The following is a 23322-nucleotide window of genomic DNA, read 5'->3' as shown; positions in this document are numbered from 1 at the left end:
AGCAGAGAGATTGCTTCGTACCTCGCAATGACGCGGTGAGAAGGCTTTATAAAAAAAAGGCGACTATTTATACAAAATGTCGCCCTTTTGCTTTTACAAGACAGCTAAAAAAACGACTATATCTTAATAATGCGTCTTGCTCTCATTCTCCTCCCACATCTTAAAAGCTTCTAATGCTTCGTCTCTTAGTATTTGCTCTACCGGCAATTTGCGCTCGGCTACCGGGCGGTCCAGCTCTTCATAAATAAACTGGTCGTCAAAATTAATATGGGCGGCATCGGCCTTGGTATTAGCATAATAAATTTTGTCCAAACGGGCCCAATAGATAGCGCCCAGGCACATCGGGCAGGGTTCGCAGCTGGTATAAATTACATAGCCCTCCAGATTAAACGTGTTCAACTTTTGGCAGGCCAAACGTATGGCCGATACCTCGGCATGGGCGGTAGGGTCATTGCTGGGCACTACTTTATTGGCACTTGCGGCAACCACCTCGCCGTTTTTCACAATTACGGCACCAAAGGGGCCGCCCAATCCTTCTGTTACGTTTTGTTTGGATAAGGCAATGGCCATCCGCATAAATTGTTCGTGCTGGTTATTTTCCATAGTATATATACGCATTAAAAAACCCCAACTTTCGGTTGGGGTTTTAATTTTTAATTTTGTTTAATTTCATCTGCACATCCGCATATTCACGCATCCGCACATTTTCTCGTTATCTGCACATCTGCCTCTTTACGCATCTGTACATCTATCATCTGCACATCCGCATATTCGCACATCTGCACATCAAATTATTACTTTTTGTCTTTATCGTAAGCGTCATTCAGGCGTTTTACCACGTCGCCGGTTACATCTAAAGTTGGGTCGCCATACCACATGGTGGTGTTGCCTTTTTGGTAAGTTAATACCATTTTGTAACCTTTTTCTTTAGCGTAATCTTTTACAAATACTGCTATTTTCTCATACAGCTTTTGAGTTTCAACAGCTTGCTCATTTTGTACCTGTGCACCGGTGTTATCTCTGTACTGCACCAACTCCTGGTTTTTGCGTTGCAATTGCTGCTCTCTGGCGGCGCGCTGTTCGGCTGTCATGGTGTTGGCATTCTTTTGGTACTCGGCCACCTCACGCTGAAAAGCCTGACCTTTGGCACCCAAATCATTTTGGGCAGCCTTGCCTTTGCTTTCCATACGGGCATTCAGGTCTTTTACATATTTATATTGCGACAGTAGGGTATCCTGATTGATAAACACAATTTGTGCTTTCTCATCTACCGGTGCGGCAGCGGCAGCTGGGGTTGAAGCAGTTTTGCTTTCAGATTTATTACCATTGCAGGCAACCAGTCCCGTGGCTACCATTAAACTCAGGGCAACGTTTGTAAAAATTAAAGAAGGGGTTTTCATTTGCTCAATACTAATTTTCTGACAAAGATAAAATTTAGCCGCAAGATTACTAAAGTTTTTGAAATGCTGATAACGAAGCTGTTATTTATCCACAAATGCGGTTTTTTGCTTACTTTTTCGTATTTTTGATAGTTATTTCAACAGATAAATATGAGCGAAGAAAATCAGGACAGATCCAATTATTCCGCGGATAATATACAGGTTTTAGAAGGTTTAGAAGCGGTACGCAAGCGCCCTTCCATGTACATTGGCGATACCGGTGTTAAAGGTTTGCACCACCTGGTATATGAGGTGGTGGATAACTCCATAGATGAGGCTTTGGCCGGTTACTGTACCGATATTAATGTAACCATACATAAAGGTAATTCTATTACCGTTAAAGATAATGGCCGGGGTATTCCTACCGGTATCAACAAAAAAGAAAATAAATCGGCGCTGGAAATTGTAATGACCGTATTACATGCCGGCGGTAAATTTGATAAAGATACCTACAAAGTATCAGGTGGTTTGCACGGTGTGGGTGTATCCTGCGTTAACGCCCTGTCAACCCACGTAAAAACGGTAGTACACCGCGAGGGTAAAATTTTCACCCAGGAGTATGAGCGCGGCAAGCCAATGTTTGATGTAAAGGAAATCGGCGTATCTGATGACACCGGTACCATCCAGACCTTTCAGCCCGACCCGGAGATTTTTACCACCACCACCGAGTACAAATTTGATACCCTGGCTGCGCGCCTGCGTGAGCTTGCCTTTTTGAACAAAGGCATTCGTTTAACCCTAACTGATGAACGGGTAACCGAAGAAAACGGTGAGTTTTTGTACGAAGAGTTTTATTCTGAAGGCGGCCTGAAAGAATTTGTTAAATTTTTGGACGGCACTCGTGTACCTATCATTCCCGAGCCTATTTATGTAGAAGGTACCAAACAAGGCATCCCAGTGGAGCTGGCTTTGCAGTATAATGATACCTACTCTGAAAATGTACACTCTTATGTAAATAACATTAACACCATTGAGGGTGGCACACACGTAGCCGGTTTCCGTTCTGGGTTAACCCGTACTTTAAAGGCTTACGCCGAAAAGGAAGGCTTACTGAAAAATATTAAGGTTGAAATTAGTGGTGACGACTTTCGTGAGGGTTTGACTGCCATTATTTCGGTTAAAGTACAGGAGCCTCAGTTTGAAGGGCAAACCAAAACCAAGCTGGGTAACAGCGAGGTAAGTGGTGCAGTAAACGTAGCCGTAGGCGAAATTTTAAGTATGTACCTGGAAGAGCACCCGAAAGAGGCGCGCATGATTGTAAGCAAGGTAATTTTAGCCGCTACTGCCCGTGCCGCTGCCCGTAAGGCCCGCGAGATGGTACAACGCAAAAGCGTAATGAGCGGCTCAGGCTTACCGGGCAAACTGGCCGATTGTGCCAACAGCGACCCGGCCCTGTGCGAAATCTTCCTGGTGGAAGGTGACTCGGCGGGTGGTACGGCCAAACAAGGCCGCTCACGCGATACCCAGGCCATCCTGCCGCTTCGGGGTAAAATCCTGAACGTGGAGAAAGCCATGGAGCATAAGATTTACGAGAACGAGGAAATCAAGAACATGTTTACCGCCCTGGGCGTAAGCATTGGCACCCCGGAGGACAACAAGGCACTGAACATTACCAAACTGCGCTACCACAAAATTGTAATCATGACGGATGCCGACGTGGATGGCTCGCACATTACCACCCTGATCCTTACCTTCTTCTTCCGTTACATGAAGGAGTTGGTAGAGTTTGGTTACGTATATATTGCCACCCCGCCGCTTTACCTGGTGAAAAAAGGCAAAGAGTTTGAATACTGCTGGACAGAAGAGCAGCGTATTGCCGCGGTTGACCGCATTAAAGGCAACGGCCGTGAGGACAGTGTACACGTACAGCGTTACAAAGGTTTAGGTGAGATGAACGCCGAGCAGTTATGGGACACCACCATGAACCCGGCTACCCGTACCCTGCGCCGCGCCACCATTGAAAACGCTGCCGAGTGCGACCACACCTTCAGTATGCTGATGGGTGATGAAGTAGCCCCACGCCGCGATTTCATTGAAAAGAACGCCAAATATGCCAAGATTGATGCGTAGGCGTTAAAGTATATCTATTTATATAAAAAGGCGGCTAATGTACATTAGCCGCCTTTTTATATGCTTACAGATTGAGTACTGACACGCTTGTGCCACTGCTGCAGGTGCTGCGTGCTGCTGAGGGTGCTGCGCACTGCTTCAGGGTGCTGCGCATGCTGCGTGGCGCTGCGCATGCTGCACCCGCTGCGCGCAGCAGTGGCATATTCATGTCAGTGCTTAAACGTTACAGTTACTTCTGTTCTATATAACTTTCCAACGCTTTAAAGCCGGTAGTGGTAATAATTTCCACTTCATCAATGGTAGCGGGTAGCAGGTAGCTATCCCCCATCTTTACATGATAACTGTTGCCTTTGTGCTTAATGGTATACTCACCGGCCAGGCATACGTGTATCACAAATGAATCCAAGTTGGTATAATCGCGGCTGGTGCTTTCAGTATAATCCAGCACACTGGTAGTAAAGTAAGGGCAGCTTACTAATTCAACCACTTCATTTTGGTGCGGCTGATAACTGGTCTTGTATTCGGGGTAATGCTTGTAATCAATAGCAGCCAGGGCTTCCTCGGTGTGCAGCTCGCGTTTCTGGCCTTTGTCATCCACACGGTCAAAATCGTAAATGCGGTAAGTGATATCTGAAGTTTGCTGAATCTCGGCAATCAGCAATCCCTTACCAATGGTGTGCACACGGCCGGCTGGTAAAAAGAATACATCGCCTGCAGTTACATCTTCCTTGTTTAAAATATCAGTCAAATGGCCGCTGTTCAGCTTGTCCAAATACTCCTGCTGGGTCACCTCTTTGTTAAAACCGGCAATCAGGGTTGAACCCGGATCGGCCTCTATTACATACCACATCTCGGTTTTACCGAATGAGTTGTGGCGCTCTTTCGCCAAAGCATCATTCGGGTGTACCTGGATGGACAGATCATCATTCGCATCAATAAACTTCACCAGCAGCGGAAACTCATTGCCAAAGCGGGCATACACATGCTTACCTACCAAAGCGTCGGTATATTTTTCCAGCAAATCAGCCAATGACTCGCCGGCCAGCGGGCCGTCGGCCACTACTGATACATCAGATTTAACGCCTGATATTTCCCAGGTTTCGCCGCAATTGGGCAGGTTGCCAAAATCTTTGTGCAGATAAGTTTTTATTTTTTGTCCGCCCCATATTTTGTCTTTATATATGGTGTTGAACTTTAAAGGATATAACATTGACATAGGGTTGTATTTTTCTGCTAAAGTAACGATACAAATATAAACGGCCTGAAATTGTTTTATAAACCTCTATAGATAAGTATAGCGCATCATCCATCAATAGCAAATGAAGTTTCCAGATCATTTGCAAATAAGTTAACATTATATAACTTTGCACAACAAAGTACTTTTAAAATGAACCTATCAGCAAAATTAGACACCTTACATACGCAAACCATACGGAATAAGTGGATGCGCTATTTCACCACATTTACACGACTGGCACTTGCTGCCGGTTTTTTACCTGCCGGTTATGTAAAAATTATTGGCGAACGCTTTACCGACCTGCATAACAATCAGCCCATGGGGCATTACCTGGAGGCCTTGCATCACACTGGCTATTACTGCACATTTATCGGTTATGCACAGGTGCTTGCAGCCCTGTTACTACTTATTCCCCGAACGGTGGTATTGGGTACTTTGCTGTATTTGCCTATCATATTAAACATCTGCATATTATCTTTAGCGGTAAGGTTTGAAGGCTCACTACTGACAGCGCCATTAATGGTGGTTGCCTGCGTGTATTTACTATGCTGGAATTATGACAAAATAAAATACATCTTTCCATTTAATAAGCAGCCGTTAGTACCGCTAACGCGGGATAATAGGTTCCCTATACGTTTTTTTGGTGGCGTTTTTATTGGCTTAATAGCTTTTGTATTTACTGTTACCCATATGTATAACCTTAAGCCCCGCAACACGCTAACCGACTGTGAAAAGCAATGCGGCAAGAACGAAAACCCGGAAGCCTGCAAAGTATTTTGTGAAAGTATACACAACACAGGCCAAGATTTGGATAAAAGTTTAGATGTGTATGAACAAGCAGTAAAAGCAGCAAAAGGCAACCGTACTAAATAATTATATTACCCTAACTAAGCCACAACATATAGAACTAAATTGTAACCCCAATTTAAACAAAAAGCCCTGCTTAAATAGATTAAGCAGGGCTTTGTTATAAATGAATTGGAGTTACTTACCCAGCTTCGTTTTTAAGTTTTGGTCAATGGCATCCAAAAACTCTTCAGTATACAGGTAATCAGTACCGTGCTCTACTTTAGGTTTGATGGTGATGGCCAAATCTTTAGTCATTTTGCCGCTTTCAACAGTTTCGATACAAACCTGCTCCAAAGTATGGCAAAAATCAATCAGCTCCTGGTTGTTATCCAGTTTGCCACGGAACTCTAAACCGCGTGTCCAAGCAAAAATAGAGGCGATTGGGTTAGTTGAAGTTGGGCGGCCGGCTTGATGCTCGCGGTAGTGGCGTGTTACGGTACCGTGTGCAGCTTCGGCTTCCATAACGGTACCATCAGGGGTAACCAGCGTAGACGTCATCAAACCTAATGAACCAAAGCCTTGAGCTACGGTATCAGATTGCACGTCGCCATCATAGTTTTTACAGGCCCATACAAAGTTACCATTCCATTTCAGGGCACTGGCTACCATGTCGTCAATTAAACGGTGCTCGTAAGTGATACCGGCTTCGTCAAATTTCGCTTTGTAATCGTTCTGATAAATCTCTTCAAAAATATCTTTAAAACGGCCATCATATTTTTTCAGGATGGTGTTTTTGGTAGACAGGTATAAAGGCCAGCCTTTCATCAATGCCTGGTTGAAACAAGCATGTGCAAAGCCTTTGATAGATTCATCAGTATTATACATGGTTAAAGCCACACCGTCACCTTTGAAGTTGTATACTTCGAAAGATTGCTCTTCACCGCCATCTTCAGGGGTGAAAGTTACCGTCAGTTTGCCTTTGCCCTTGGTTACAAAATCGGTTGCGCGGTACTGGTCGCCAAAAGCGTGGCGGCCAATGCAGATTGGGGCAGTCCAGTTAGGCACCAGGCGGGGCACATTGCTCATTACAATCGGCTCGCGGAATACTGTTCCATCCAGAATATTACGGATGGTACCGTTTGGTGATTTCCACATTTGCTTCAGGCCGAATTCTTTAACACGGGCTTCATCAGGGGTAATGGTAGCGCACTTAATGCCTACACCATATTCTCTGATAGCATTGGCTGCATCAACAGTTACCTGGTCATTGGTCTCATCGCGGTACTCAATACCCAAGTCATAATATTTGATATCCAGATCTAAATAAGGCGTAATCAGTTTATCCTTAATAAATTTCCAGATGATACGGGTCATTTCATCGCCATCCAGCTCAACTACCGGATTTTCTACTTTAATTTTTGACATATCAGGCTTTTTTTAGGTAATATACAGGGGCCAAATATAGTGAATTGCTTTTTTCTGCAATCAAGATTAATCAGGCGCCACTGTTAAATTATCACTCATTTTTGTGTTATGAGCGCAATGTATTATCTTTAAGGCTCTAATCAACTATTGATGAGTAAGTTTTACACTTCTATTATTTCTGCATTTTTACTATGCTCAGCCTTAGCCGGTTGCCAGAAAGAAGATACAGGCATACCAGCCAATTTACAGTACCCTGGCCTTACCGGTAAATGGTATTTAAAAACATTATTGCGCCGAACCACTGCTGATAATACTTCCGACATCAAAACAGACAGTACCAAAAGTTTCACTTCGCAAGATTTTTTTGAATTTAAAACCAGTAACGCGGCTACCTACTCTTCTACTATCATTGGTAAAATGTATGATGGTTACTATTCGGCCAATGCCAACAATTCCCCATCAACCTTAACCTTTAAAAGCCAGGCTTATTTGGCCAAGTATAATGTAAATAAAGTAAGTAAAGACAGTTTGGTAATTTACCAAACTGAGAGTACCAAAAATGGACAGGTAACTACTACGGTTGCCTACTACTATATTTACAAGCACTAACTCACTAAGCGCCCAATATCAATATTTTGAAAAAGCTGCTACTTACCACGTTAATATGCGTATGCACCCTGCTGGCCAAAGCGCAATTGGGCTATAATTATGCACAATATGATTTCGGCCTGAGCGGTATTTACCAAATGGCTTACTCTGATGCCGAAACGCAGAAATACACCGGTGGCGTAGGTATACATTTTACTTACAACCAAACCCCCTTTGTTAACTTTATAGCCGAGCTTCAATTAGGGCGCCTTTCAGGGGGCGACTCCTTGTCTACGCTTTCAAGCCGTCAGTTCCGCAATAACTACACGGCGCTTACCTTCAGAGGGCAACTGCAGGCCGGTGAGTTTTACGATTACTCGAACAGCACTTTCGGTAATGCCTTTAAAAACCTTTATGTAAGCAGCGGCATCGGGTTAATTTATAACCATATGGATATCATTAACCGAAACTCACTTTATATACCTAACTATACCTCAACCGGACTGGATGATAGCCAGGAAATATTCATACCGGCTAAAATAGGCTATGAGTTTAAGGTGTTCAATGATTACAATGAACCCACTTTTAAAGTTGACGTTGGCTATCAGCACAATTTTGTGTTAGGCGATCAGTTGGATGGTATAAAGGCCGGCCAGCATTTCGATACATTTGGCCAGTGGGTAATTGGTTTTAAATTTGCCATAGGCGGAGTTACCTCCTACCGCAAGCAGATACATTATTAGAATACAGTTATCGGCTACTTATCCACATCCTTTAAAACAATATAGGTATTGGCAAGGTTTTTTCTGTATAAGAGCTTAAAACCACCAACCTATGAAAAACGACGAGCAATTTTATCCGGGTTTTAATGATGAAAATCTGGACCGCGATAAAAAAATGAAAGAAGACCTGGGCGAAGAAAGCGAAGCCGAGGATTTAAATTATGATGCCGAGCAGGATAGCTACGAAATTAATATAGCCAGTAAAGACCCGGACTACGATCCACCAGCTTTATTTGACTCTGCCGCACCTAATGGCAGTGATTTCGATTCGAGCTATGATGAGGCTAATCCTTATGATACCAAAGGCGAATATGACAAAAACCGCTCACTGGAAACGGATGCCGACAGCTTGGGCATGCACATTGACGACGGCCAAATTACGGAGCTTGACCCAGTAGATGAACTACTGTCACGCACACCGGAAGACGACCGTGACGATCTGGACGAAGAAGGGTACCCCAAAAACGACCAGGACCTGAATACCGGTAACCAGGACGATGACGTGCTGAAATAAACAAAAAGCCTCTCCTATTGGAGAGGCTTTTTGTTTTACGAATATTATTAATTTTCGTCCTCTTTACCTTCGAAATAGCCGCCTTGCAAATCATCAATTTCGCGGCGGTCGCGCTTGGTAGGCCGGCCCGCACCACGATCGCGCCGCAGCACAGGTGAATGAAACATGGATGCGAAACCGTGTGTTTCTGCAGGTGGTGTTAAATCTTCATAAAATTTAATGGCGGTTTGGTAATCACCCCGGTTTTCAAGCAATCCGGTTACTTTTACAATTTTACGTTCCGGACCTTTAGAAATGTGGTAAGTCTCTCCTACCTTCACCTCATGTGCAGGTTTAATATTATTACCCTCCAACTTTACCCGGCCGGCTTTACAGGCTTCGGTAGCTAAAGAGCGGGTTTTGAACAGGCGTATGGCCCACAAGTATTTATCTATACGGAGTTTTTCTTTTTCTGGCATTCTAATCAAACACTATTTACGCAGCCTTTAACGGCCAGCATACAAAATTAACACATTGTATGATAACACAGATATCATTGGGTTTGATTCAACGCAACCACGAGTTAATTTCATATTTTTGGTAAAACTCAAATTCATGATTAAACCTGTTTACTTCACTTTCATTTTTGCTTTCTTATTCGCTTTAATAAACATCTCAAATGTTTCAGCGCAATCTACCGCTGCTGGCTGGTCGGCGGCTGATGAGAAGGAGTTGTATACCATTCTGTTCAACTCCTCAAAACAACTCTTGAAAGAGGATGCCCAGCGGCAGGAATGGGCCAACTGCTCGGTTGCCAAATTAAAAATTGCTTTGCCTAAAGGCATCAGCTCTGTATCGCAGGATAGTGTGTTTAAGTTGGCTAACCAGATTGGAGCCAGCTGCGTGCAAAGCATCAAAAATCCGGTATACCTGTGGTCGCCTATGCTGGTAGAGCGCATTAAACTGACGGTACTTAACCGGCCGGAAATGCAAATTTATAAAGACGAAGTAAAAAGCCAGCTGGTAGACTGCTTGTTGGCCAAATTACAAAAGCAGTTTCCAGATGGTTTTACGGATGAGCTGATTAAGCAGCAAGCCGAAAAATTGAGTAAGGATTGCATTGCTGAAATTAGCCTGAAAAAGCCGTAATTTGCCCAAACTTTTTGAATACCCATGTATACTGATTTAAAACGACTGATTGAAGAAGCTTGGGAAGACCGTTCCCTGTTAAGCGAAAATGACTATATCAACGCGGTTGAAACTGTAATTGCCCGCCTGGATAAAGGCGAGATGCGCGTAGCCGAACCTATTGGCAACCGCTGGCATGTAAATGACTGGATTAAAAAGGCGGTAATCTTATATTTCCCAATCATGCAGATGGAGGAAATTAAAGTAGGTCCGTTTATGTTTCATGATAAAATGAAGCTTAAAACCGATTACAAAAAGGCTGGTGTACGTGTAGTACCTCATGGTATTGCCCGCTACGGTGCGCATTTGGCTAAAGGCGTAATTATGATGCCGTCTTACGTTAACATTGGCGCTTTTGTAGATGAAGGCACCATGGTAGATACCTGGGCTACGGTAGGTTCATGCGCACAGGTAGGCAAAAATTGCCACTTAAGCGGTGGTGTAGGTTTAGGTGGTGTTTTAGAGCCGGTACAAGCTGCCCCTGTAATTATTGAAGATAACTGTTTCATTGGCTCACGCGCCATTGTGGTAGAAGGTGTACATGTAGAAAGCGAAGCTGTATTAGGCGCCAACGTGGTATTAACTGCCTCTACTAAAATTATTGATGTAACCGGATCTGAGCCCGTTGAATACAAAGGCCGCGTACCTGCCCGCTCGGTAGTCATCCCCGGTTCTTATACCAAAAAATTTGCTGCCGGCGAATACCAGGTGCCCTGCGCTCTTATTATTGGTAAACGCAAAGAGTCGACCGACAAAAAAACCTCACTGAACGACGCCTTACGCGAAAATAACGTTGCAGTGTAAGATAGTTCAATGGTTCATTAGTTCATTGGTTGATTAGGGAAGATGTTATTTTCCTGATGAACCATTGAACTAATGAACCAATAAACCCCAATAATGAAGATTGGATTTGATGCCAAGCGTGCTTTTTTAAACGGAACCGGGCTGGGTAATTACAGCCGCTGGTTACTCAAAAGCTTAAGCGAACATCAACCTAATCATACCTATCATTTATATACTCCCAAAAAGAAGCCGAACGCTTACCTAAGTTTGCTTAAGGCTTTAGCGCATACCAACATTCATTTACCTAAAAGTAAGTGGCTCACTTCGTGGTGGCGCAGTAAGGGAATTATTAAAGATTTAAAAGCCGATGGTATACAGCTTTATCATGGCTTAAGCCATGAATTACCCTTAGGCATTGTAAATAGCGGTATAGCCTCAATAGTTACCGTTCATGATGTTATTGCGCTTCGTTTTCCTGAGTACTTTAGCTGGCTGAACCAAAAAATTTATGTTGCCAAATTAAAGTACGCCTGCCGCGCAGCCAATCACGTTATCGCTATCAGCGAACAAACCAAAACAGATTTAGTAGAGCGGTTACAGGTAGATATCCAAAAAATTAGTGTGATTTACCAGAACTGCGATGCCGTTTTCAGCAATCCTATAAGCCTTGAACAAAAAGTTGCCGTAGGTAACCGGTACAATCTACCCGATAAATTTTTGCTTACCGTTGGCACCATCGAAATGCGTAAAAACCTGCTGCTCGTTGCTCAAGCTTTACAGCAATTACCTGTAGATATTCAGCTGGTAGCTGTAGGTAAACCTACCCCCTATCTCGATGAAGTAAAAGTTTATTTAAAAGAGTATAATTTGCTCAACCGGGTTACTTTTTTACATCAGGTTCCGTTCAGCGATTTGCCTGCCATTTACCAACTGGCCACTGTGTTTGTATACCCATCGAGGTACGAGGGTTTTGGCATCCCGGTACTGGAAGCTTTAAACTCGGGTATCCCGGTCATAGCTGCCACCGGCTCTTGTTTGGAGGAGGCCGGCGGGCCAGATAGCTTATACATTGATCCAGATGATGCAGAAGGCCTGGCCATTCAAGTCAACCGGATACTTGCAGATCACTCGTTACGCCAGCGTATGATTGAGCAAGGTAAAATTTATGCAAACCGGTTTAATGATGCTGATTTAGCTGCACAACATATAACTTTGTATCAGCAAACGCTGCAACATTATGCTTAAAGAAGAAATAGCCAAAGCACTTACCGTACTGCAACAGGGCGGTATCATCCTTTACCCTACCGATACCATTTGGGGTATTGGTTGCGATGCCACTAATACTGAGGCCGTGAGAAAAGTATTCGCCCTGAAACAGCGCGACGAGGCTAAAAGTGTTATTGTATTGCTGGATACAGAAAACAAGCTGGAAAGTTATATCAAAGAAGTCCCGGCCATTGCTTATGATTTAATTGAGTACGCCGAGCACCCGCTTACGTTGATATTGCCTGATGCAAAAAACCTGTCACCTGCCGTTATCAATGCTGATGGCAGCGTGGGCATTCGTGTGGCTAAACACCCCTTTTGCCAGCAACTGATACAACGCTTCCGCAAGCCTATCGTTTCTACATCGGCCAACATCAGCGGACAGCCTTCGCCCCAAACCTTTGCCGATGTTAGCGAGGATGTTATCAACGGCGTAGACTATGTAGTTAACCTGGAGCAGTATGATACCACACCTAAAAAGCCATCCACCATTATGCGCCTGGATGCAAGTGGAAAGTTCGAGTTTATACGGCGGTAAAGTTTGGTATCGTTAATTTTATATTTCCTCGCTTAACAGCACAGACTTAAGTTCGCTAAACCCGATAGCAGTGGAAAGCCCGCAGCACAGTTAGGACTTACAACAGATAGTGGGACTGGCAGTGTAAATTGCATTGTAATTGCTTTTCCTTGTAAAAGCATACCACATAATTGCGAGGTACGAAGCAATATTTCTGTTCAGTGTCTTAATTAGGCGTGTAAGGATTGCTTGTACTTTGCAATCACGTGATGATAGGAAGTGATTCACTTATTTTGCAAACGTATCCTCTCCCTTAATTTACTCCAATCATTTTTAACCTGCTTCGATATCCTTACCTTTGCGCCTGTTATTTATGAAGCAGCACCTGAAGCATCCGGTATTTAAAATGATCTCGCGTATGGCGGGGGAACAGCAGGTACAGGCGTATGCCATTGGTGGCTTTGTGCGCGATATTTTTTTGAACCGGCCCTCTAAAGATATTGATATTGTGGTTTTAGGCAACGGTATTGCGTTTGCCGAAGCTATGGGCAAGGCCTTAAATACTAAGGTGGCTGTGTTTAAAAATTTTGGTACGGCCATGTTGCGCTACCAGGATGTGGAAGTAGAGTTTGTAGGTGCCCGAAAAGAATCGTACCGTTCTGATTCACGCAAGCCTATAGTAGAGAACGGCACCCTGGATGATGACCAAAAGCGCCGTGATTTTACAATCAACGCACTGGCCATTGCACTCCACCCTGATGAGTACGGGCAATTAATTGATCCTTTTGGTGGATTGCAGCATTTGGAGCAGCAGTTGATTAAAACACCGCTGAACCCGCTGGAAACTTTTTCAGATGATCCGCTGCGCATGATGCGCGCCATCCGCTTTGCTACCCAGTTGAACTTTAGTATTGACGAAGAGGCAGTTCAGGCAATACAAAGGCAAAAAGAGCGCATAGGTATTGTATCACAAGAGCGCATTACAGATGAGTTAAATAAAATTATGCTGTCGCCCAAGCCTTCTATCGGATTTAAGTATTTGTTTGATACCGGCTTATTGCAGCTCATCTTTCCCCAAATGGCAGCATTACATGGAGTTGATTTTGTGAACGGGCGCGGCCATAAGGATAATTTTTATCACACCCTGCAGGTGCTGGATAACATTAGCGCTACCACTACCGATTTGTGGCTGCGATGGTCTGCCCTACTGCATGATATTGCCAAACCGCTTACCAAGCGCTTTGAGCCGGGCCATGGCTGGACATTTCATGGCCACGAAGACCGCGGTGCCCGCTTGGTGCCCAAGTTGTTTGCCCAATTAAAGCTACCGCTGAATGAGCACATGAAATTTGTGCAAAAGATGGTACAATTACACATGCGGCCTATTGTACTGGCGCAGGAAATTGTGACCGATTCAGCCGTAAGGCGTTTGCTTTTTGATGCCGGCGATGATACCGAAAGCCTGATGCTGTTGTGCAAAGCCGACATTACCACCAAAAATGAGTACAAAATAAAAAAGTACCGTCAGAATTTTGAACTGGTACAACAGAAGCTAAAAGATGTTGAAGAGCGCGACCGTATACGCAACTGGCAGCCCCCGGTAACAGGAAATGATATTATGCAGCTCTTTGGCCTCAAAGAGGGCCGTGAGGTGGGTATAATCAAAAACCAAATCCGCGAAGCAATACTGGAAGGTGACATACCGAACACTTATGAGGCTGCTATACAGTTCACTATTCAAAAAGGTGAAGAAATTGGCTTAAAAGTTGTAACAAACTCAAATTAAAACTGAAAATATTATTTTTGACTAAAATCTACGTATAAAAACATGGCAGTATACCGGTTTAGAGTGACCTTCGAGGATTATGATGAAGTGAGCAGAGATATTGATGTAAAGTCTAATCAAACTTTTCAGGATTTGCATATGGCCATACACCAATCTATTAACTACAATCCGGATTATTCCTCGTCTTTTTATGTAAGCAATGACCAATGGACCAAAGGTGAAGAAATTGCTTACAAACCCACACAGCGTAAAATTGACCGCGGAATAAGGTTAATGGAAAACACCAAGTTAAGCGGCTTTATTGATGACCCGCATCAAAAATTTTATTATACTTCTAACTTCGACCGCCCGTTTGACTTTCATGTGGAGCTGGTAAAGATTCTGGATGATGCGCCGGGCGTAGCTTACCCTGTTACTGCTAAAACTGTGGGCGAAGCTCCCAAGCAATTTGGCAATGTGTATAACCCTACCGTGATACCGCCAACCAGCGAAGAATTCGATTTCCTGAACGAAATGGAATATACCCCTGAAGACACAGAAGACTTTTCGGAAGTACGCGAAGATGGCGCCGTGGCTGATGAGCATGAAGAAGAAAGTGGAGAAGAAGATGAATTTGGTAACGAATTTTCGGATGATGAAGATGAGTTTTCATCCGGTAAACGCGGCCACGATGATGATTATTAAAAATTATTGATTAAGCCTAACGAAAGTTGGGTGAAGATATATACAATATCATACCCGTCATTGCGAGGAACGAAGCAATCTCTCTACAACTTCCACTACAAAAAAGATTGCTTCGTTCCTCGCAATGACGTTTTAGTTTAATAAACAATTATATCATATGCCTGCGAAGACACTCATCAGCATTGCCGGCCCTACGGCTTCGGGCAAAACGGCTTTGGCTATTGAGTTGGCTAAGCATTATCATACCGTCATTCTCTCGGCCGATTCGAGGCAATTCTATCGTGAAATGTCTATCGGTACGGCCAAACCCACGCCTGATGAATTAGCAGCCGCACCTCATGAGTTCATCAACTCTCACTCCATTACTGAAAGCTTTAACGTGGGTGATTTTGAGCAGCAAGGCATGGCATTGCTGAATCAACTTTTTCAAATGCACGATGTGGTTATTATGGTAGGTGGTTCAGGCCTGTACCTAAAAGCCATTCACGAAGGCTTTGATGACTTACCAACGGTTGACCCGGCCATTCGCGAAGCATTAAACCACTTATATACGGAATCAGGCATTGCGCCTCTACAGCAGCAATTGCAGGCAACTGATCCGGTTTATTATCAACAAGTAGATATCAACAACCCGCAACGGTTGATCCGTGCATTAGAAGTCATTAAAAGTACAGGTCAGCCCTTTTCATCTTTACGGAAAGCAATTAATAAGCAGCGGCCTTTTCACATTATCAAGTTAGCCATTGATTTGCCCCGCGAAGTATTATATGATCGTATCAACCACCGGGTAGACATCATGATGCAGGAGGGATTGCTGGAAGAAGTAAAAAGTTTGCTCCCCTATCGGCACCTGAACGCGCTAAATACTGTGGGGTACACTGAATTATTTGATTACTTGGATGGGAAAACAGATTTGTCTTCAGCCATTGCTGCCATTAAACAAAACACCCGGCGCTTTGCTAAAAGGCAACTCACCTGGTTTAGGCGCGATGATGAGATACAGTGGCTTAATAAGTCTGAAGATCTCAACCATTTAATTGCCCAGCTCGATCAACAGCTTAAGCAACACTGATAGTTCTTTACTGATTGATATTTTATAATTTACCCATACATTCTACCAAACTATCTCTCCAGTAGGAGATGCTGATACCAAATGCTTGCTTGATTTTGGTTTTATCCATTACAGAAAAAGGCGGACGTACGGCCTTTGTTGGATACTCATGGGTACGGATAGGTAAGACTTTAATTTTTACACCCGCTACATCGAAAACCCCTTTGGCAAAATCATACCATGAAGTGACGCCTTCATTGCTGTAATGATAAATACCATAGGCTTGGCTACCGCTTTCTATAATGGCAAATATGGTTCTGGCTAAATCAATGGCATAGGTTGGTGTACCTACCTGGTCTGCAATAATTTTGAGTTCATCACGCCCTTCGGCCAGGCGAAGCATGGTTTTCACAAAGTTATTACCATATTCAGAATACAGCCAGCTGGTGCGTAAGGTAAAATAAGCATCCGTGAGTTCGGCAATCGCCTTTTCGCCTTCCAGTTTGGTGAGGCCGTACACACTGATAGGGTTAGTTGCGTCAGCTTCTACCAGAGGATAAGGCGTATTGCCTTCAAATACAAAATCAGTAGAGATATGGATCAGCGTAGCGTTGTGCGCTTTACATAAACGGGCGATGTTGGCGGCACCATCGCAATTTACTTTACGGGCTGCAGCCATTTCATCTTCCGCTTTATCCACTGCCGTATAGGCGGCGCAGTTAATCGCAAAATCAGGCTGATGTTGTTCAAATAAACGTTGCAGGCCATCCATATCTAAAATATTGGCTTCATCTTTAGGCGGAAAAATCATGCCTTGTATCTGCTGTTTCTCAGCCACTTTAGCCAGGCATTGCCCCAATTGCCCCTGTGCACCTAACACCAATATTTTTGCCATACTTATCTTACTAAAAACTAAAACTAACTACTTTTAGAAAACAAGGCCTGCTCTACCAAATAACACATCATGTGGCCAATTAATATATGCGACTCTTGTATACGGGGCGTATCGGCCGAAGGCACTTTGATACAAATATCAGCTACGCCATCCATTTTACCCCCGCTTTGGCCGGTAAGTATAATGCTTTTGATACCGGTTTCTTTGCATACGTGTAAAGCCTTTAAAATGTTGGCTGAATTCCCTGAAGTAGATATGCCGATAAATACATCGCCTGCTGTGCCGTAACCTTGCACCTGGCGCGCAAATAGCTCATCATAACCATAATCATTGCCTATGGCCGTAATAATGCTGGTGTCGGTTGATAAGGCAATGGATGGAATACTCGGCCTGTCGAAATAATAACGGCCCACAAACTCGGCAGCAATATGCTGTGCATCGGCAGCACTGCCGCCGTTGCCTGCCAATAAAGTTTTACCTTTTTGCTGATAAGTATCAATAACCAGTTGCGCAGCATCTGCAATTTGCTGCAGGATGGATTCATTGTTTAACAGTTCTTGTTTTACCTGTACCGATGAGGCAATTTGTGATTTGATAATGTTTAACATAAATTACTTTAGCGGTATATGTAACGCAGTAGCGGCTGCAATGTTCGTTTTGCTTTGCAAGTATAAGCACAAAGCCCTATGTTTCCATAAGGCTTTGTTTTGTGAGTGTATAATTTTATATTTAATATCTTTTCAAAAAATCCTGATAAGCCAATGCTATGCCTTCAGGTAAATCTATAGTATGCTTCCAGCCCTTGGCATGTAATTTTGAAACATCCATCAATTTACGTGGTGTGCCATCCGGTTTGGTAGTGTCAAATTTAATCTCACCTTCATACCCAATCACCTGTTTTACCAGTAAAGCTAAATCTTTAATGCTGAGGTCTTCTCCCGTACCAATATTAATCAGGCCCGGCTCATCATAGTTTTGCATCAGGTAATAACAGGCGGCTGCCAAATCATCGGCAAACAGAAACTCGCGCATGGGCGAACCACTGCCCCAAATAACTACTTCAGGCAACCCTTTAGTTTTAGCTTCATGAAAGCGGCGTATTAAGGCTGGCAGCACATGCGAGTTCTCGGGATGATAATTATCATTATAGCCATATAAATTGGTAGGCATTACCGAAATGTAATTACAGCCGTATTGCGAGCGGTAGGCATCGCACATTTTTATGCCGGCTATTTTTGCAATGGCATAAGGCTCGTTGGTAGGTTCAAGCAGTCCGGTAAGTAGTGCATCTTCCTTTAAAGGCTGCGGTGCCATTTTGGGGTAAATGCAGCTGGAACCCAAAAACATCAGCTTTTTTACCTTATTTAAATAAGATGAATGGATGATGTTATTCTGAATTTGCAAATTATCATACAAAAAATCGGCACGATAGGTATTGTTGGCGATGATACCACCCACTTTGGCTGCAGCCAGAAATACATAATCGGGTTGCTCGGCTTTAAAAAAATCTGCCACCTGCTGCTGGTTGCGCAGGTCGAGTTCGGCCGAGGTGCAGGTTACAAAATTAGTAAACCCTTCGGACTGTAGCTTACGCATAATAGCCGAACCTACCATGCCCTGATGGCCTGCTATATATATTTTATCGTGTTTTTCCACTACTGCGGTTAACTATATTTGAGGTAAGCGCCTAAACTTCATCAGGCCTTTTAATATTGGAAATTAAACAGCAAAATCGAAATTATGCAGGTAACCCTGACCTCGGTCTACCAGTTTCAGGTTATTATAACCAAAAAAGTGAATTCCGTTAATTTCGCTGGCTTCATGATCATTACCGGAATCACCGATCAAACAAGTTTCGGCGCGATTGTAGTGGTTTTCTTCAATCACCTTTTTCACATTTTCAATCTTCGGAACCGGTGAGCCATGCACTGATTTGAAGTAAGGCTGCAAATTCAGATATTCAATCAAATATCTTAATTCCGATTGCTCAGAAGCCGATACTACATGGAAGTTATACTTTTGGTAAGAGGACTTAATAAAAGCAACGCTTTCTGCAATCAACAGGTCTTTGTTGGTTAACCTTTGCTTCATGATTTTTGAGAAAGCAGCAGCATAATCATTTACTTTTTCATCGGTGATATCCTGTTTCAATATCTCCTGGTAAAAATACCTGATTTTTGCAAAACGAGATATGCCGCCATTGCTTTTGTGGTATGCTAGCAGTTGCTCTACCTGCTCGGCAGGATAACCTTCAAAAATAGCAGAAAACCCGCTATCCCTGATCGGCATCGAATCCAGAATGACACCATCAAAGTCCCAAATGATGTTTTTGTATTTGCTTAGCATAAACAGTAAAGGTTTAAGTAATCAGGTAATTTGATTCGCAGCCATAAAGTTTTCCACTTTAGCAACGTCGCCGGGTATATCAACAGCCAAACTCTGCCCTTCAGTGTCAACCATCAAAATTTTAGTATAGGTATCAAAAAACCTTAATATTTCAATGTCTTCGAATTGTTCATTATAAGCTTTTGATGAAAAGCTACTGAAATCTTTAAGGTTGGTTTTACTGAAAGCATAAATACATACCTGCTTTTTGTATACCGGCTTACCAATATTTACATCTTTAATACCCGGTATAGCCAGCCTCGACATATAAACCAACTCATTAAACCTATTAGTAATTACTTTAGGAATATTAATATCGGTTGGCTCTTCGGTTTCTTCTAAAGCACGCATACCATTGATTACATATTCAGGCTGGTTAACTTTTGCCTGGGCTATGTTTTTAATATCCTGTGGGTCAACCAAAGGCTCATCGCCCTGAACATTAATATAGATATCAGCTTCAATTTGCAATGAGGCTTCATACAAGCGATCTGTACCGGTTTTACAATTATCACTGGTGAGTACAGCCTGATAACCATATTGTGTGCACACATCCACAATCCGCTGATCTTCGGTTGCGATATAAGTATTTTCTGTACCGAGAGCTGCAGCTGTGCGCTCTGCTACCCTGATCACCATAGGCTTACCATGAAGCATTACTAATGGCTTACCCGGAAACCTGGATGATTTGTACCTGGCCGGAATTATTCCTACTATGCGCATATTAAATCAGGAAATCAAGCTATAAACAGACTGAATATTCAATGTTTTATAGTTGGTAAAAGTAAGCGAAGTCAGTTTACCAAAATGTTTTTCTGCACAAGCAAAAAGGTAATTATTTTCAATTAATAGATCCTGCTCCTTTTGCAACACAGGCTGTGCCAGATATCCATCATAACCTGCAACATACAGGTCTTGAACCTGCAGTTCTTTTGCTAATTGTACGGCAAGTGCTGTATGCGAGTCTTTATAACTGTCTGCAAAGTTTACTTCGCCCAGTTCATAAGAATCATTAATCACACTTTTGGGAATATAAGTACCCATTTTACGAGGAAACGGCGGCAAAATACATATTGGATTAATATTAGCTACATCGCTAAACACATTTTCCAACCGGTGCCCCTCGTTGCCTACCAGACAGAAGAATTGCGGAACGTTTATATCAGTATATATCCAGCTGTTTTTTGAGCTGGCGTGAATGATGCATATATCATTATTTTGATCAATGAATTTTTTAATAGCCTCAGCGTGAGCAACTGCATTTTGACCACCGCCAACAATCACAGCAGTTTTATAATGCTTACTACCATCAAAAACCGGAAGTTTCAAATTATCTTCTTGCCCTTTTGATTGATTGCTGAGTCCTCTTATGATACTGTTGATGGAGTATGTACGTTTAGATACCCAATCCATTACATCTTTTTGCGGCAAGGAATTAGTGCCGGAGACCATATAGGGTAGATTAGTACCCCAACCATATATATCTTGTAATTGTTCGAAGTTTGAAACTACATCGGCCAGACTATTAAAATCTACATTTCTACCTTCACGGGTAGCCTGATGGGTTAATAATAACTCTGTTTTTAAATTACCGGCGCCACGGCCCATACCGGTTACTGTAGCATCAACAACATCACACCCGGCGTTAATGGCAGCTAAAGTATTTGCAAAAACTAATTCAATATTATTGTGACCATGAAATCCAACCGGTACATTAGTAACAGCTTTGCATTGCTTAATTAAGCGGGCAACGTCCTCTGGATAAACACCTCCGTATGAGTCAACCAAACTAAAATAGTTTACAATACCCTCAATAGTAGCAAGCGTATCAAATACCTCTTCGGTACCGCTATTTAGGAGACTGCTCATGTACATGAGGTTAACCCCAGCCTCAAAACCTTCGGCACGTATAGCTGCTGACAGTTCAATGGCTTGCTTGAATTTGTTAGGTGCTACGGCAATTCTAACTATATCTACTAAGCCTTTACATGGCTCCAACAATTTGTGTACATCCTGCGGTTTAACCTCTTTTTCATTGAACATTACCGCAATTTTTTTGCTCGGCATCATGCTTTTGCAGCGCTCCAACACAAACTGCGGGCAGTAAAAATATCTACCTTCGTAACCTTTTGAGGGATTATTACGATATCCTATCTCTACATAATCAATAGGCAGTTGCTCCATGGCCTGGAAATATACTGATGTAATTTTATCATCAAAATCCCACCCATTGTAGTAACCGCCATCACGTAAGGTGCAGTCTAATACTTTGTACATAAATATTGTTAAATTTTTAGCAGAGCCAATTCACACACAAAATTGATGTATATCTATGTATTTAATATTATTTTTTCAATAACTATTTGATACAATATTATAAACACAAAGAATTAATTATATTTTGCAATCACAATTTTCTCTTATCATGAAAATCAAAGATACGATATATATATACAATAACAACAAGCCTATAATTGTGGATTTGTGTAATATTTTCCTCAGTTATAATCACAAAATCAGCACATTTTAACCTGATAACCTCAATTATACCTATAATATTCTATGGAACACCTTTTGCCAATGAGTAGCAGCATTGATTTACTCATATGAACAAAAAATTACAAACCTTACTTGTTATCACTGGTACTTTATTTAGCTTATTTTCTTATTCCTGTAAAAAAGAAAATGCTAAACCCACTGCAGTTATTATAGATAATAAAGATGTACCTATACTTAATACCACATCTATAGTTCCACCTATTAGTATAGATAGTGCTTCTAAAACAACTTTCTTGTATAATCAAGGTGGAAATCCGACTTACACTACGCATCAGTATCAAGGTTGCCCTGCGTTAGGCATATTAGGAAATACTCACTTTGTGGCTTGGCAAACAGGTGGAGTTGGTGAACAACCCGGCAACTATCTTTCTGTTGCGGTAAGCACTGACCGTGGCCAAACTTGGAAACAGCATAAGTTAATTATCGGATCTTTTGATCCGATGGTACGTCATTTTGACGCTAACTTTTGGAAAGACAAACTTGGCAATTTAAATTTATCATGGGCTGGCTCAGTTGGTATGTGGGATGGAGGCCAGTTGGGTTCTTGGTATATTACAATCAAATATGTTAACGATCAAATAGTGATTACTAAACCTAAATTTTTGTTCAATGGCGTAATCAATACCAAACCAACCCCAATAGGGAAAGATAGCTCCAAGATCCTTTTTCCAATGTCAGGATTCATTGTTCAGAATCCTTGGAATAAATATCCTACTACGGCTACCCCCGCTGATTTAGCTGGTGCAAATATTTATCAATCTACCTATTCAGGAAAGGAAATGACTACACCAGTTCGTGTTGCTAAATTGAACACCAGTGGAATATCAGTAAATTATGCTGAAATGAATATTGTAGATTTAGGCAACAATGTATACCAAGCTGCATTACGTACGGAGTTAGGAATTTATATGTCTAATAGTACAGATGCAGGAGTAAAATGGACCTATCCGAGTATATACAAAGATTTAGGTAGTACAACTGGAACAAGATCATTTTACGCCAGATTAAAATCAGGTAACTTGCTATTCGTTACAAACAGTGCCACAACACGAACTAATTTGACCGCATTTTTATCAACAGATAATGGTAAGACCTGGGCTTATAAGTTATTAATAGATTCCAGATCTGCAGTATCCTATCCAGACGTGATGCAAAACGACCAAGAAGAAATTTGCTTGGTTTACGACAGAAACCGCACCAGCGATCAAGAGATAAACTTTATTAAGTTTACGGAGCAAGATATTATGAATGGCAAGCTAAATACAACCCCGACTGTCATCAGCAGTAAATAACTTCTCAAGGCATACCTTTATAAGGTTCGGATTTTTACCATAAATTTTTTAACAAAAGTCTATTATAGTAATCTATAATAGACTTTTGTATGT

Annotated in this window: 25 protein-coding genes; 14 read left to right on the top strand and 11 right to left on the bottom strand. The window is 42.4% G+C overall.

Annotated elements, in window-relative coordinates; all coding sequences use genetic code 11:
• Positions 1 to 123: 123 nt before the first annotated feature.
• Both ACYVNW_RS18240 and ACYVNW_RS18235 read right to left on the bottom strand, forming a co-directional pair.
• Positions 124 to 603: a nucleoside deaminase gene (locus ACYVNW_RS18240; RefSeq protein WP_460681347.1), complete on the bottom strand. Its 480-nt coding sequence runs from the start codon at positions 601 to 603 to the stop codon at positions 124 to 126.
• Between the two features lie 191 nt (positions 604 to 794).
• Entirely contained in the window at positions 795 to 1400 is a 606-nt protein-coding gene (locus ACYVNW_RS18235; protein ID WP_460681346.1) for an OmpH/Skp family outer membrane protein, read from the bottom strand.
• A gap of 150 nt (positions 1401 to 1550) precedes the next feature.
• Between ACYVNW_RS18235 and gyrB the strand changes: the two genes are divergently transcribed.
• Together gyrB and ACYVNW_RS18225 are read left to right on the top strand one after the other, a co-directional pair.
• Positions 1551 to 3509: a DNA topoisomerase (ATP-hydrolyzing) subunit B gene (gene gyrB / locus ACYVNW_RS18230; RefSeq protein ID WP_460681345.1), complete on the top strand. Its 1959-nt coding sequence runs from the start codon at positions 1551 to 1553 to the stop codon at positions 3507 to 3509.
• A 71-nt stretch (positions 3510 to 3580) separates the two neighbouring features.
• Positions 3581 to 3757: a hypothetical protein gene (locus ACYVNW_RS18225; protein ID WP_460681344.1), complete on the top strand. Its 177-nt coding sequence runs from the start codon at positions 3581 to 3583 to the stop codon at positions 3755 to 3757.
• Here the strand turns inward: ACYVNW_RS18225 and ACYVNW_RS18220 are convergent.
• Positions 3739 to 4725 (bottom strand): type I phosphomannose isomerase catalytic subunit, encoded by a 987-nt coding sequence (locus ACYVNW_RS18220; protein ID WP_460681343.1) that lies wholly within the window; start codon positions 4723 to 4725, stop codon positions 3739 to 3741. The two genes, ACYVNW_RS18225 and ACYVNW_RS18220, sit on opposite strands and share 19 nt — an antisense overlap.
• Positions 4726 to 4896: 171 nt before the next feature.
• Here ACYVNW_RS18220 and ACYVNW_RS18215 point away from each other — a divergent pair, with 171 nt between their 5' ends.
• Positions 4897 to 5619, top strand: coding sequence for a hypothetical protein (locus ACYVNW_RS18215; protein ID WP_460681342.1), 723 nt, complete (start codon positions 4897 to 4899; stop codon positions 5617 to 5619).
• Positions 5620 to 5730: 111 nt separating this feature from the next.
• Here the strand turns inward: ACYVNW_RS18215 and ACYVNW_RS18210 are convergent, their stop codons facing one another.
• Positions 5731 to 6960, bottom strand: a complete 1230-nt coding sequence (locus tag ACYVNW_RS18210) for an NADP-dependent isocitrate dehydrogenase (protein WP_460681341.1) — start codon at positions 6958 to 6960, stop codon at positions 5731 to 5733.
• A gap of 150 nt (positions 6961 to 7110) precedes the next feature.
• Here ACYVNW_RS18210 and ACYVNW_RS18205 point away from each other — a divergent pair, with 150 nt between their 5' ends.
• The 3 genes from ACYVNW_RS18205 to ACYVNW_RS18195 all read left to right on the top strand — a co-directional run bounded on the left by ACYVNW_RS18205 (position 7111) and on the right by ACYVNW_RS18195 (position 8844).
• Complete coding sequence (locus ACYVNW_RS18205; RefSeq protein WP_460681340.1) at positions 7111 to 7569, top strand: hypothetical protein; 459 nt, start codon at positions 7111 to 7113, stop codon at positions 7567 to 7569.
• A gap of 26 nt (positions 7570 to 7595) precedes the next feature.
• Positions 7596 to 8291 (top strand): hypothetical protein, encoded by a 696-nt coding sequence (locus ACYVNW_RS18200; RefSeq protein WP_460681339.1) that lies wholly within the window; start codon positions 7596 to 7598, stop codon positions 8289 to 8291.
• 91 nt (positions 8292 to 8382) lie between these two features.
• Positions 8383 to 8844 carry a hypothetical protein gene (locus ACYVNW_RS18195; protein ID WP_460681338.1) on the top strand — a complete coding sequence of 154 codons (462 nt, stop codon included), beginning with the start codon at positions 8383 to 8385 and terminating at the stop codon, positions 8842 to 8844.
• A 47-nt stretch (positions 8845 to 8891) separates the two neighbouring features.
• Here the strand turns inward: ACYVNW_RS18195 and ACYVNW_RS18190 are convergent, their stop codons facing one another.
• On the bottom strand, positions 8892 to 9302 hold the full coding sequence (locus ACYVNW_RS18190) for an RNA-binding S4 domain-containing protein (RefSeq protein ID WP_460681337.1): 411 nt from the start codon (positions 9300 to 9302) through the stop codon (positions 8892 to 8894).
• 136 nt (positions 9303 to 9438) lie between these two features.
• On the opposite strand from ACYVNW_RS18190, the gene ACYVNW_RS18185 reads away from it, so the two are divergent.
• The 7 genes from ACYVNW_RS18185 to miaA all read left to right on the top strand — a co-directional run bounded on the left by ACYVNW_RS18185 (position 9439) and on the right by miaA (position 16119).
• Entirely contained in the window at positions 9439 to 9972 is a 534-nt protein-coding gene (locus ACYVNW_RS18185; RefSeq protein ID WP_460681336.1) for a hypothetical protein, read from the top strand.
• 24 nt (positions 9973 to 9996) lie between these two features.
• The gene (locus ACYVNW_RS18180; protein WP_460681335.1) at positions 9997 to 10815 is read left to right on the top strand and encodes a 2,3,4,5-tetrahydropyridine-2,6-dicarboxylate N-succinyltransferase; all 819 of its coding nucleotides are present in this window, start codon (positions 9997 to 9999) and stop codon (positions 10813 to 10815) included.
• Between the two features lie 93 nt (positions 10816 to 10908).
• Positions 10909 to 12039: a glycosyltransferase family 4 protein gene (locus ACYVNW_RS18175; protein ID WP_460681334.1), complete on the top strand. Its 1131-nt coding sequence runs from the start codon at positions 10909 to 10911 to the stop codon at positions 12037 to 12039.
• Entirely contained in the window at positions 12032 to 12598 is a 567-nt protein-coding gene (locus ACYVNW_RS18170; protein WP_460681333.1) for an L-threonylcarbamoyladenylate synthase, read from the top strand. Before ACYVNW_RS18175 ends, ACYVNW_RS18170 begins: the two co-directional genes overlap by 8 nt.
• Positions 12599 to 12950: 352 nt before the next feature.
• Positions 12951 to 14363: a CCA tRNA nucleotidyltransferase gene (locus ACYVNW_RS18165; RefSeq protein ID WP_460681332.1), complete on the top strand. Its 1413-nt coding sequence runs from the start codon at positions 12951 to 12953 to the stop codon at positions 14361 to 14363.
• A gap of 42 nt (positions 14364 to 14405) precedes the next feature.
• Positions 14406 to 15047, top strand: a complete 642-nt coding sequence (locus ACYVNW_RS18160) for an IS1096 element passenger TnpR family protein (RefSeq protein ID WP_460681331.1) — start codon at positions 14406 to 14408, stop codon at positions 15045 to 15047.
• Between the two features lie 157 nt (positions 15048 to 15204).
• Positions 15205 to 16119 (top strand): tRNA (adenosine(37)-N6)-dimethylallyltransferase MiaA, encoded by a 915-nt coding sequence (gene miaA, locus ACYVNW_RS18155; protein ID WP_460681330.1) that lies wholly within the window; start codon positions 15205 to 15207, stop codon positions 16117 to 16119.
• A gap of 22 nt (positions 16120 to 16141) precedes the next feature.
• Here miaA and rfbD read toward each other — a convergent pair whose 3' ends face one another.
• From rfbD to ACYVNW_RS18125, 6 genes are all read right to left on the bottom strand, one after another.
• Positions 16142 to 16993, bottom strand: a complete 852-nt coding sequence (gene rfbD, locus ACYVNW_RS18150; RefSeq protein WP_460681329.1) for a dTDP-4-dehydrorhamnose reductase — start codon at positions 16991 to 16993, stop codon at positions 16142 to 16144.
• A 23-nt stretch (positions 16994 to 17016) separates the two neighbouring features.
• On the bottom strand, positions 17017 to 17601 hold the full coding sequence (gene gmhA / locus ACYVNW_RS18145; protein WP_460681328.1) for a D-sedoheptulose 7-phosphate isomerase: 585 nt from the start codon (positions 17599 to 17601) through the stop codon (positions 17017 to 17019).
• Positions 17602 to 17722: 121 nt separating this feature from the next.
• Entirely contained in the window at positions 17723 to 18649 is a 927-nt protein-coding gene (gene fcl / locus ACYVNW_RS18140) for a GDP-L-fucose synthase (protein WP_460681327.1), read from the bottom strand.
• Positions 18650 to 18712: 63 nt separating this feature from the next.
• Complete coding sequence (locus tag ACYVNW_RS18135; RefSeq protein ID WP_460681326.1) at positions 18713 to 19339, bottom strand: HAD family hydrolase; 627 nt, start codon at positions 19337 to 19339, stop codon at positions 18713 to 18715.
• Between the two features lie 21 nt (positions 19340 to 19360).
• Positions 19361 to 20101: a 3-deoxy-manno-octulosonate cytidylyltransferase gene (locus tag ACYVNW_RS18130; protein WP_460681325.1), complete on the bottom strand. Its 741-nt coding sequence runs from the start codon at positions 20099 to 20101 to the stop codon at positions 19361 to 19363.
• Positions 20102 to 20107: 6 nt separating this feature from the next.
• Positions 20108 to 21655, bottom strand: a complete 1548-nt coding sequence (locus ACYVNW_RS18125; RefSeq protein WP_460681324.1) for an aldolase catalytic domain-containing protein — start codon at positions 21653 to 21655, stop codon at positions 20108 to 20110.
• A 329-nt stretch (positions 21656 to 21984) separates the two neighbouring features.
• On the opposite strand from ACYVNW_RS18125, the gene ACYVNW_RS18120 reads away from it, so the two are divergent.
• A complete protein-coding gene (locus ACYVNW_RS18120) occupies positions 21985 to 23229 on the top strand; it encodes a sialidase family protein (protein WP_460681323.1) in 1245 nt (414 codons plus the stop codon).
• Positions 23230 to 23322 lie beyond the last annotated feature (93 nt).

It is taken from the genome of Mucilaginibacter koreensis (genome assembly GCF_054783355.1).
The sequence above is the reverse complement of the archived record's forward strand: the minus strand, read 5'-3'. Positions and strand labels throughout refer to the sequence as shown.

Excerpts from the sequence above, each read along its gene's own strand:
- ACYVNW_RS18240 (WP_460681347.1), bottom strand. The coding sequence starts at position 603 with ATGGAAAATAACCAGCACGAACAATTTATGCGGATGGCCATTGCCTTA.
- ACYVNW_RS18235 (WP_460681346.1), bottom strand. The coding sequence starts at position 1,400 with ATGAAAACCCCTTCTTTAATTTTTACAAACGTTGCCCTGAGTTTAATG.
- gyrB (WP_460681345.1), top strand. The coding sequence starts at position 1,551 with ATGAGCGAAGAAAATCAGGACAGATCCAATTATTCCGCGGATAATATA.
- ACYVNW_RS18220 (WP_460681343.1), bottom strand. The coding sequence starts at position 4,725 with ATGTCAATGTTATATCCTTTAAAGTTCAACACCATATATAAAGACAAA.
- ACYVNW_RS18215 (WP_460681342.1), top strand. The coding sequence starts at position 4,897 with ATGAACCTATCAGCAAAATTAGACACCTTACATACGCAAACCATACGG.
- ACYVNW_RS18210 (WP_460681341.1), bottom strand. The coding sequence starts at position 6,960 with ATGTCAAAAATTAAAGTAGAAAATCCGGTAGTTGAGCTGGATGGCGAT.
- ACYVNW_RS18205 (WP_460681340.1), top strand. The coding sequence starts at position 7,111 with ATGAGTAAGTTTTACACTTCTATTATTTCTGCATTTTTACTATGCTCA.
- ACYVNW_RS18195 (WP_460681338.1), top strand. The coding sequence starts at position 8,383 with ATGAAAAACGACGAGCAATTTTATCCGGGTTTTAATGATGAAAATCTG.
- ACYVNW_RS18190 (WP_460681337.1), bottom strand. The coding sequence starts at position 9,302 with ATGCCAGAAAAAGAAAAACTCCGTATAGATAAATACTTGTGGGCCATA.
- ACYVNW_RS18185 (WP_460681336.1), top strand. The coding sequence starts at position 9,439 with ATGATTAAACCTGTTTACTTCACTTTCATTTTTGCTTTCTTATTCGCT.
- ACYVNW_RS18180 (WP_460681335.1), top strand. The coding sequence starts at position 9,997 with ATGTATACTGATTTAAAACGACTGATTGAAGAAGCTTGGGAAGACCGT.
- ACYVNW_RS18175 (WP_460681334.1), top strand. The coding sequence starts at position 10,909 with ATGAAGATTGGATTTGATGCCAAGCGTGCTTTTTTAAACGGAACCGGG.
- ACYVNW_RS18170 (WP_460681333.1), top strand. The coding sequence starts at position 12,032 with ATGCTTAAAGAAGAAATAGCCAAAGCACTTACCGTACTGCAACAGGGC.
- ACYVNW_RS18165 (WP_460681332.1), top strand. The coding sequence starts at position 12,951 with ATGAAGCAGCACCTGAAGCATCCGGTATTTAAAATGATCTCGCGTATG.
- ACYVNW_RS18160 (WP_460681331.1), top strand. The coding sequence starts at position 14,406 with ATGGCAGTATACCGGTTTAGAGTGACCTTCGAGGATTATGATGAAGTG.
- miaA (WP_460681330.1), top strand. The coding sequence starts at position 15,205 with ATGCCTGCGAAGACACTCATCAGCATTGCCGGCCCTACGGCTTCGGGC.
- rfbD (WP_460681329.1), bottom strand. The coding sequence starts at position 16,993 with ATGGCAAAAATATTGGTGTTAGGTGCACAGGGGCAATTGGGGCAATGC.
- gmhA (WP_460681328.1), bottom strand. The coding sequence starts at position 17,601 with ATGTTAAACATTATCAAATCACAAATTGCCTCATCGGTACAGGTAAAA.
- ACYVNW_RS18135 (WP_460681326.1), bottom strand. The coding sequence starts at position 19,339 with ATGCTAAGCAAATACAAAAACATCATTTGGGACTTTGATGGTGTCATT.
- ACYVNW_RS18130 (WP_460681325.1), bottom strand. The coding sequence starts at position 20,101 with ATGCGCATAGTAGGAATAATTCCGGCCAGGTACAAATCATCCAGGTTT.
- ACYVNW_RS18125 (WP_460681324.1), bottom strand. The coding sequence starts at position 21,655 with ATGTACAAAGTATTAGACTGCACCTTACGTGATGGCGGTTACTACAAT.
- ACYVNW_RS18120 (WP_460681323.1), top strand. The coding sequence starts at position 21,985 with ATGAACAAAAAATTACAAACCTTACTTGTTATCACTGGTACTTTATTT.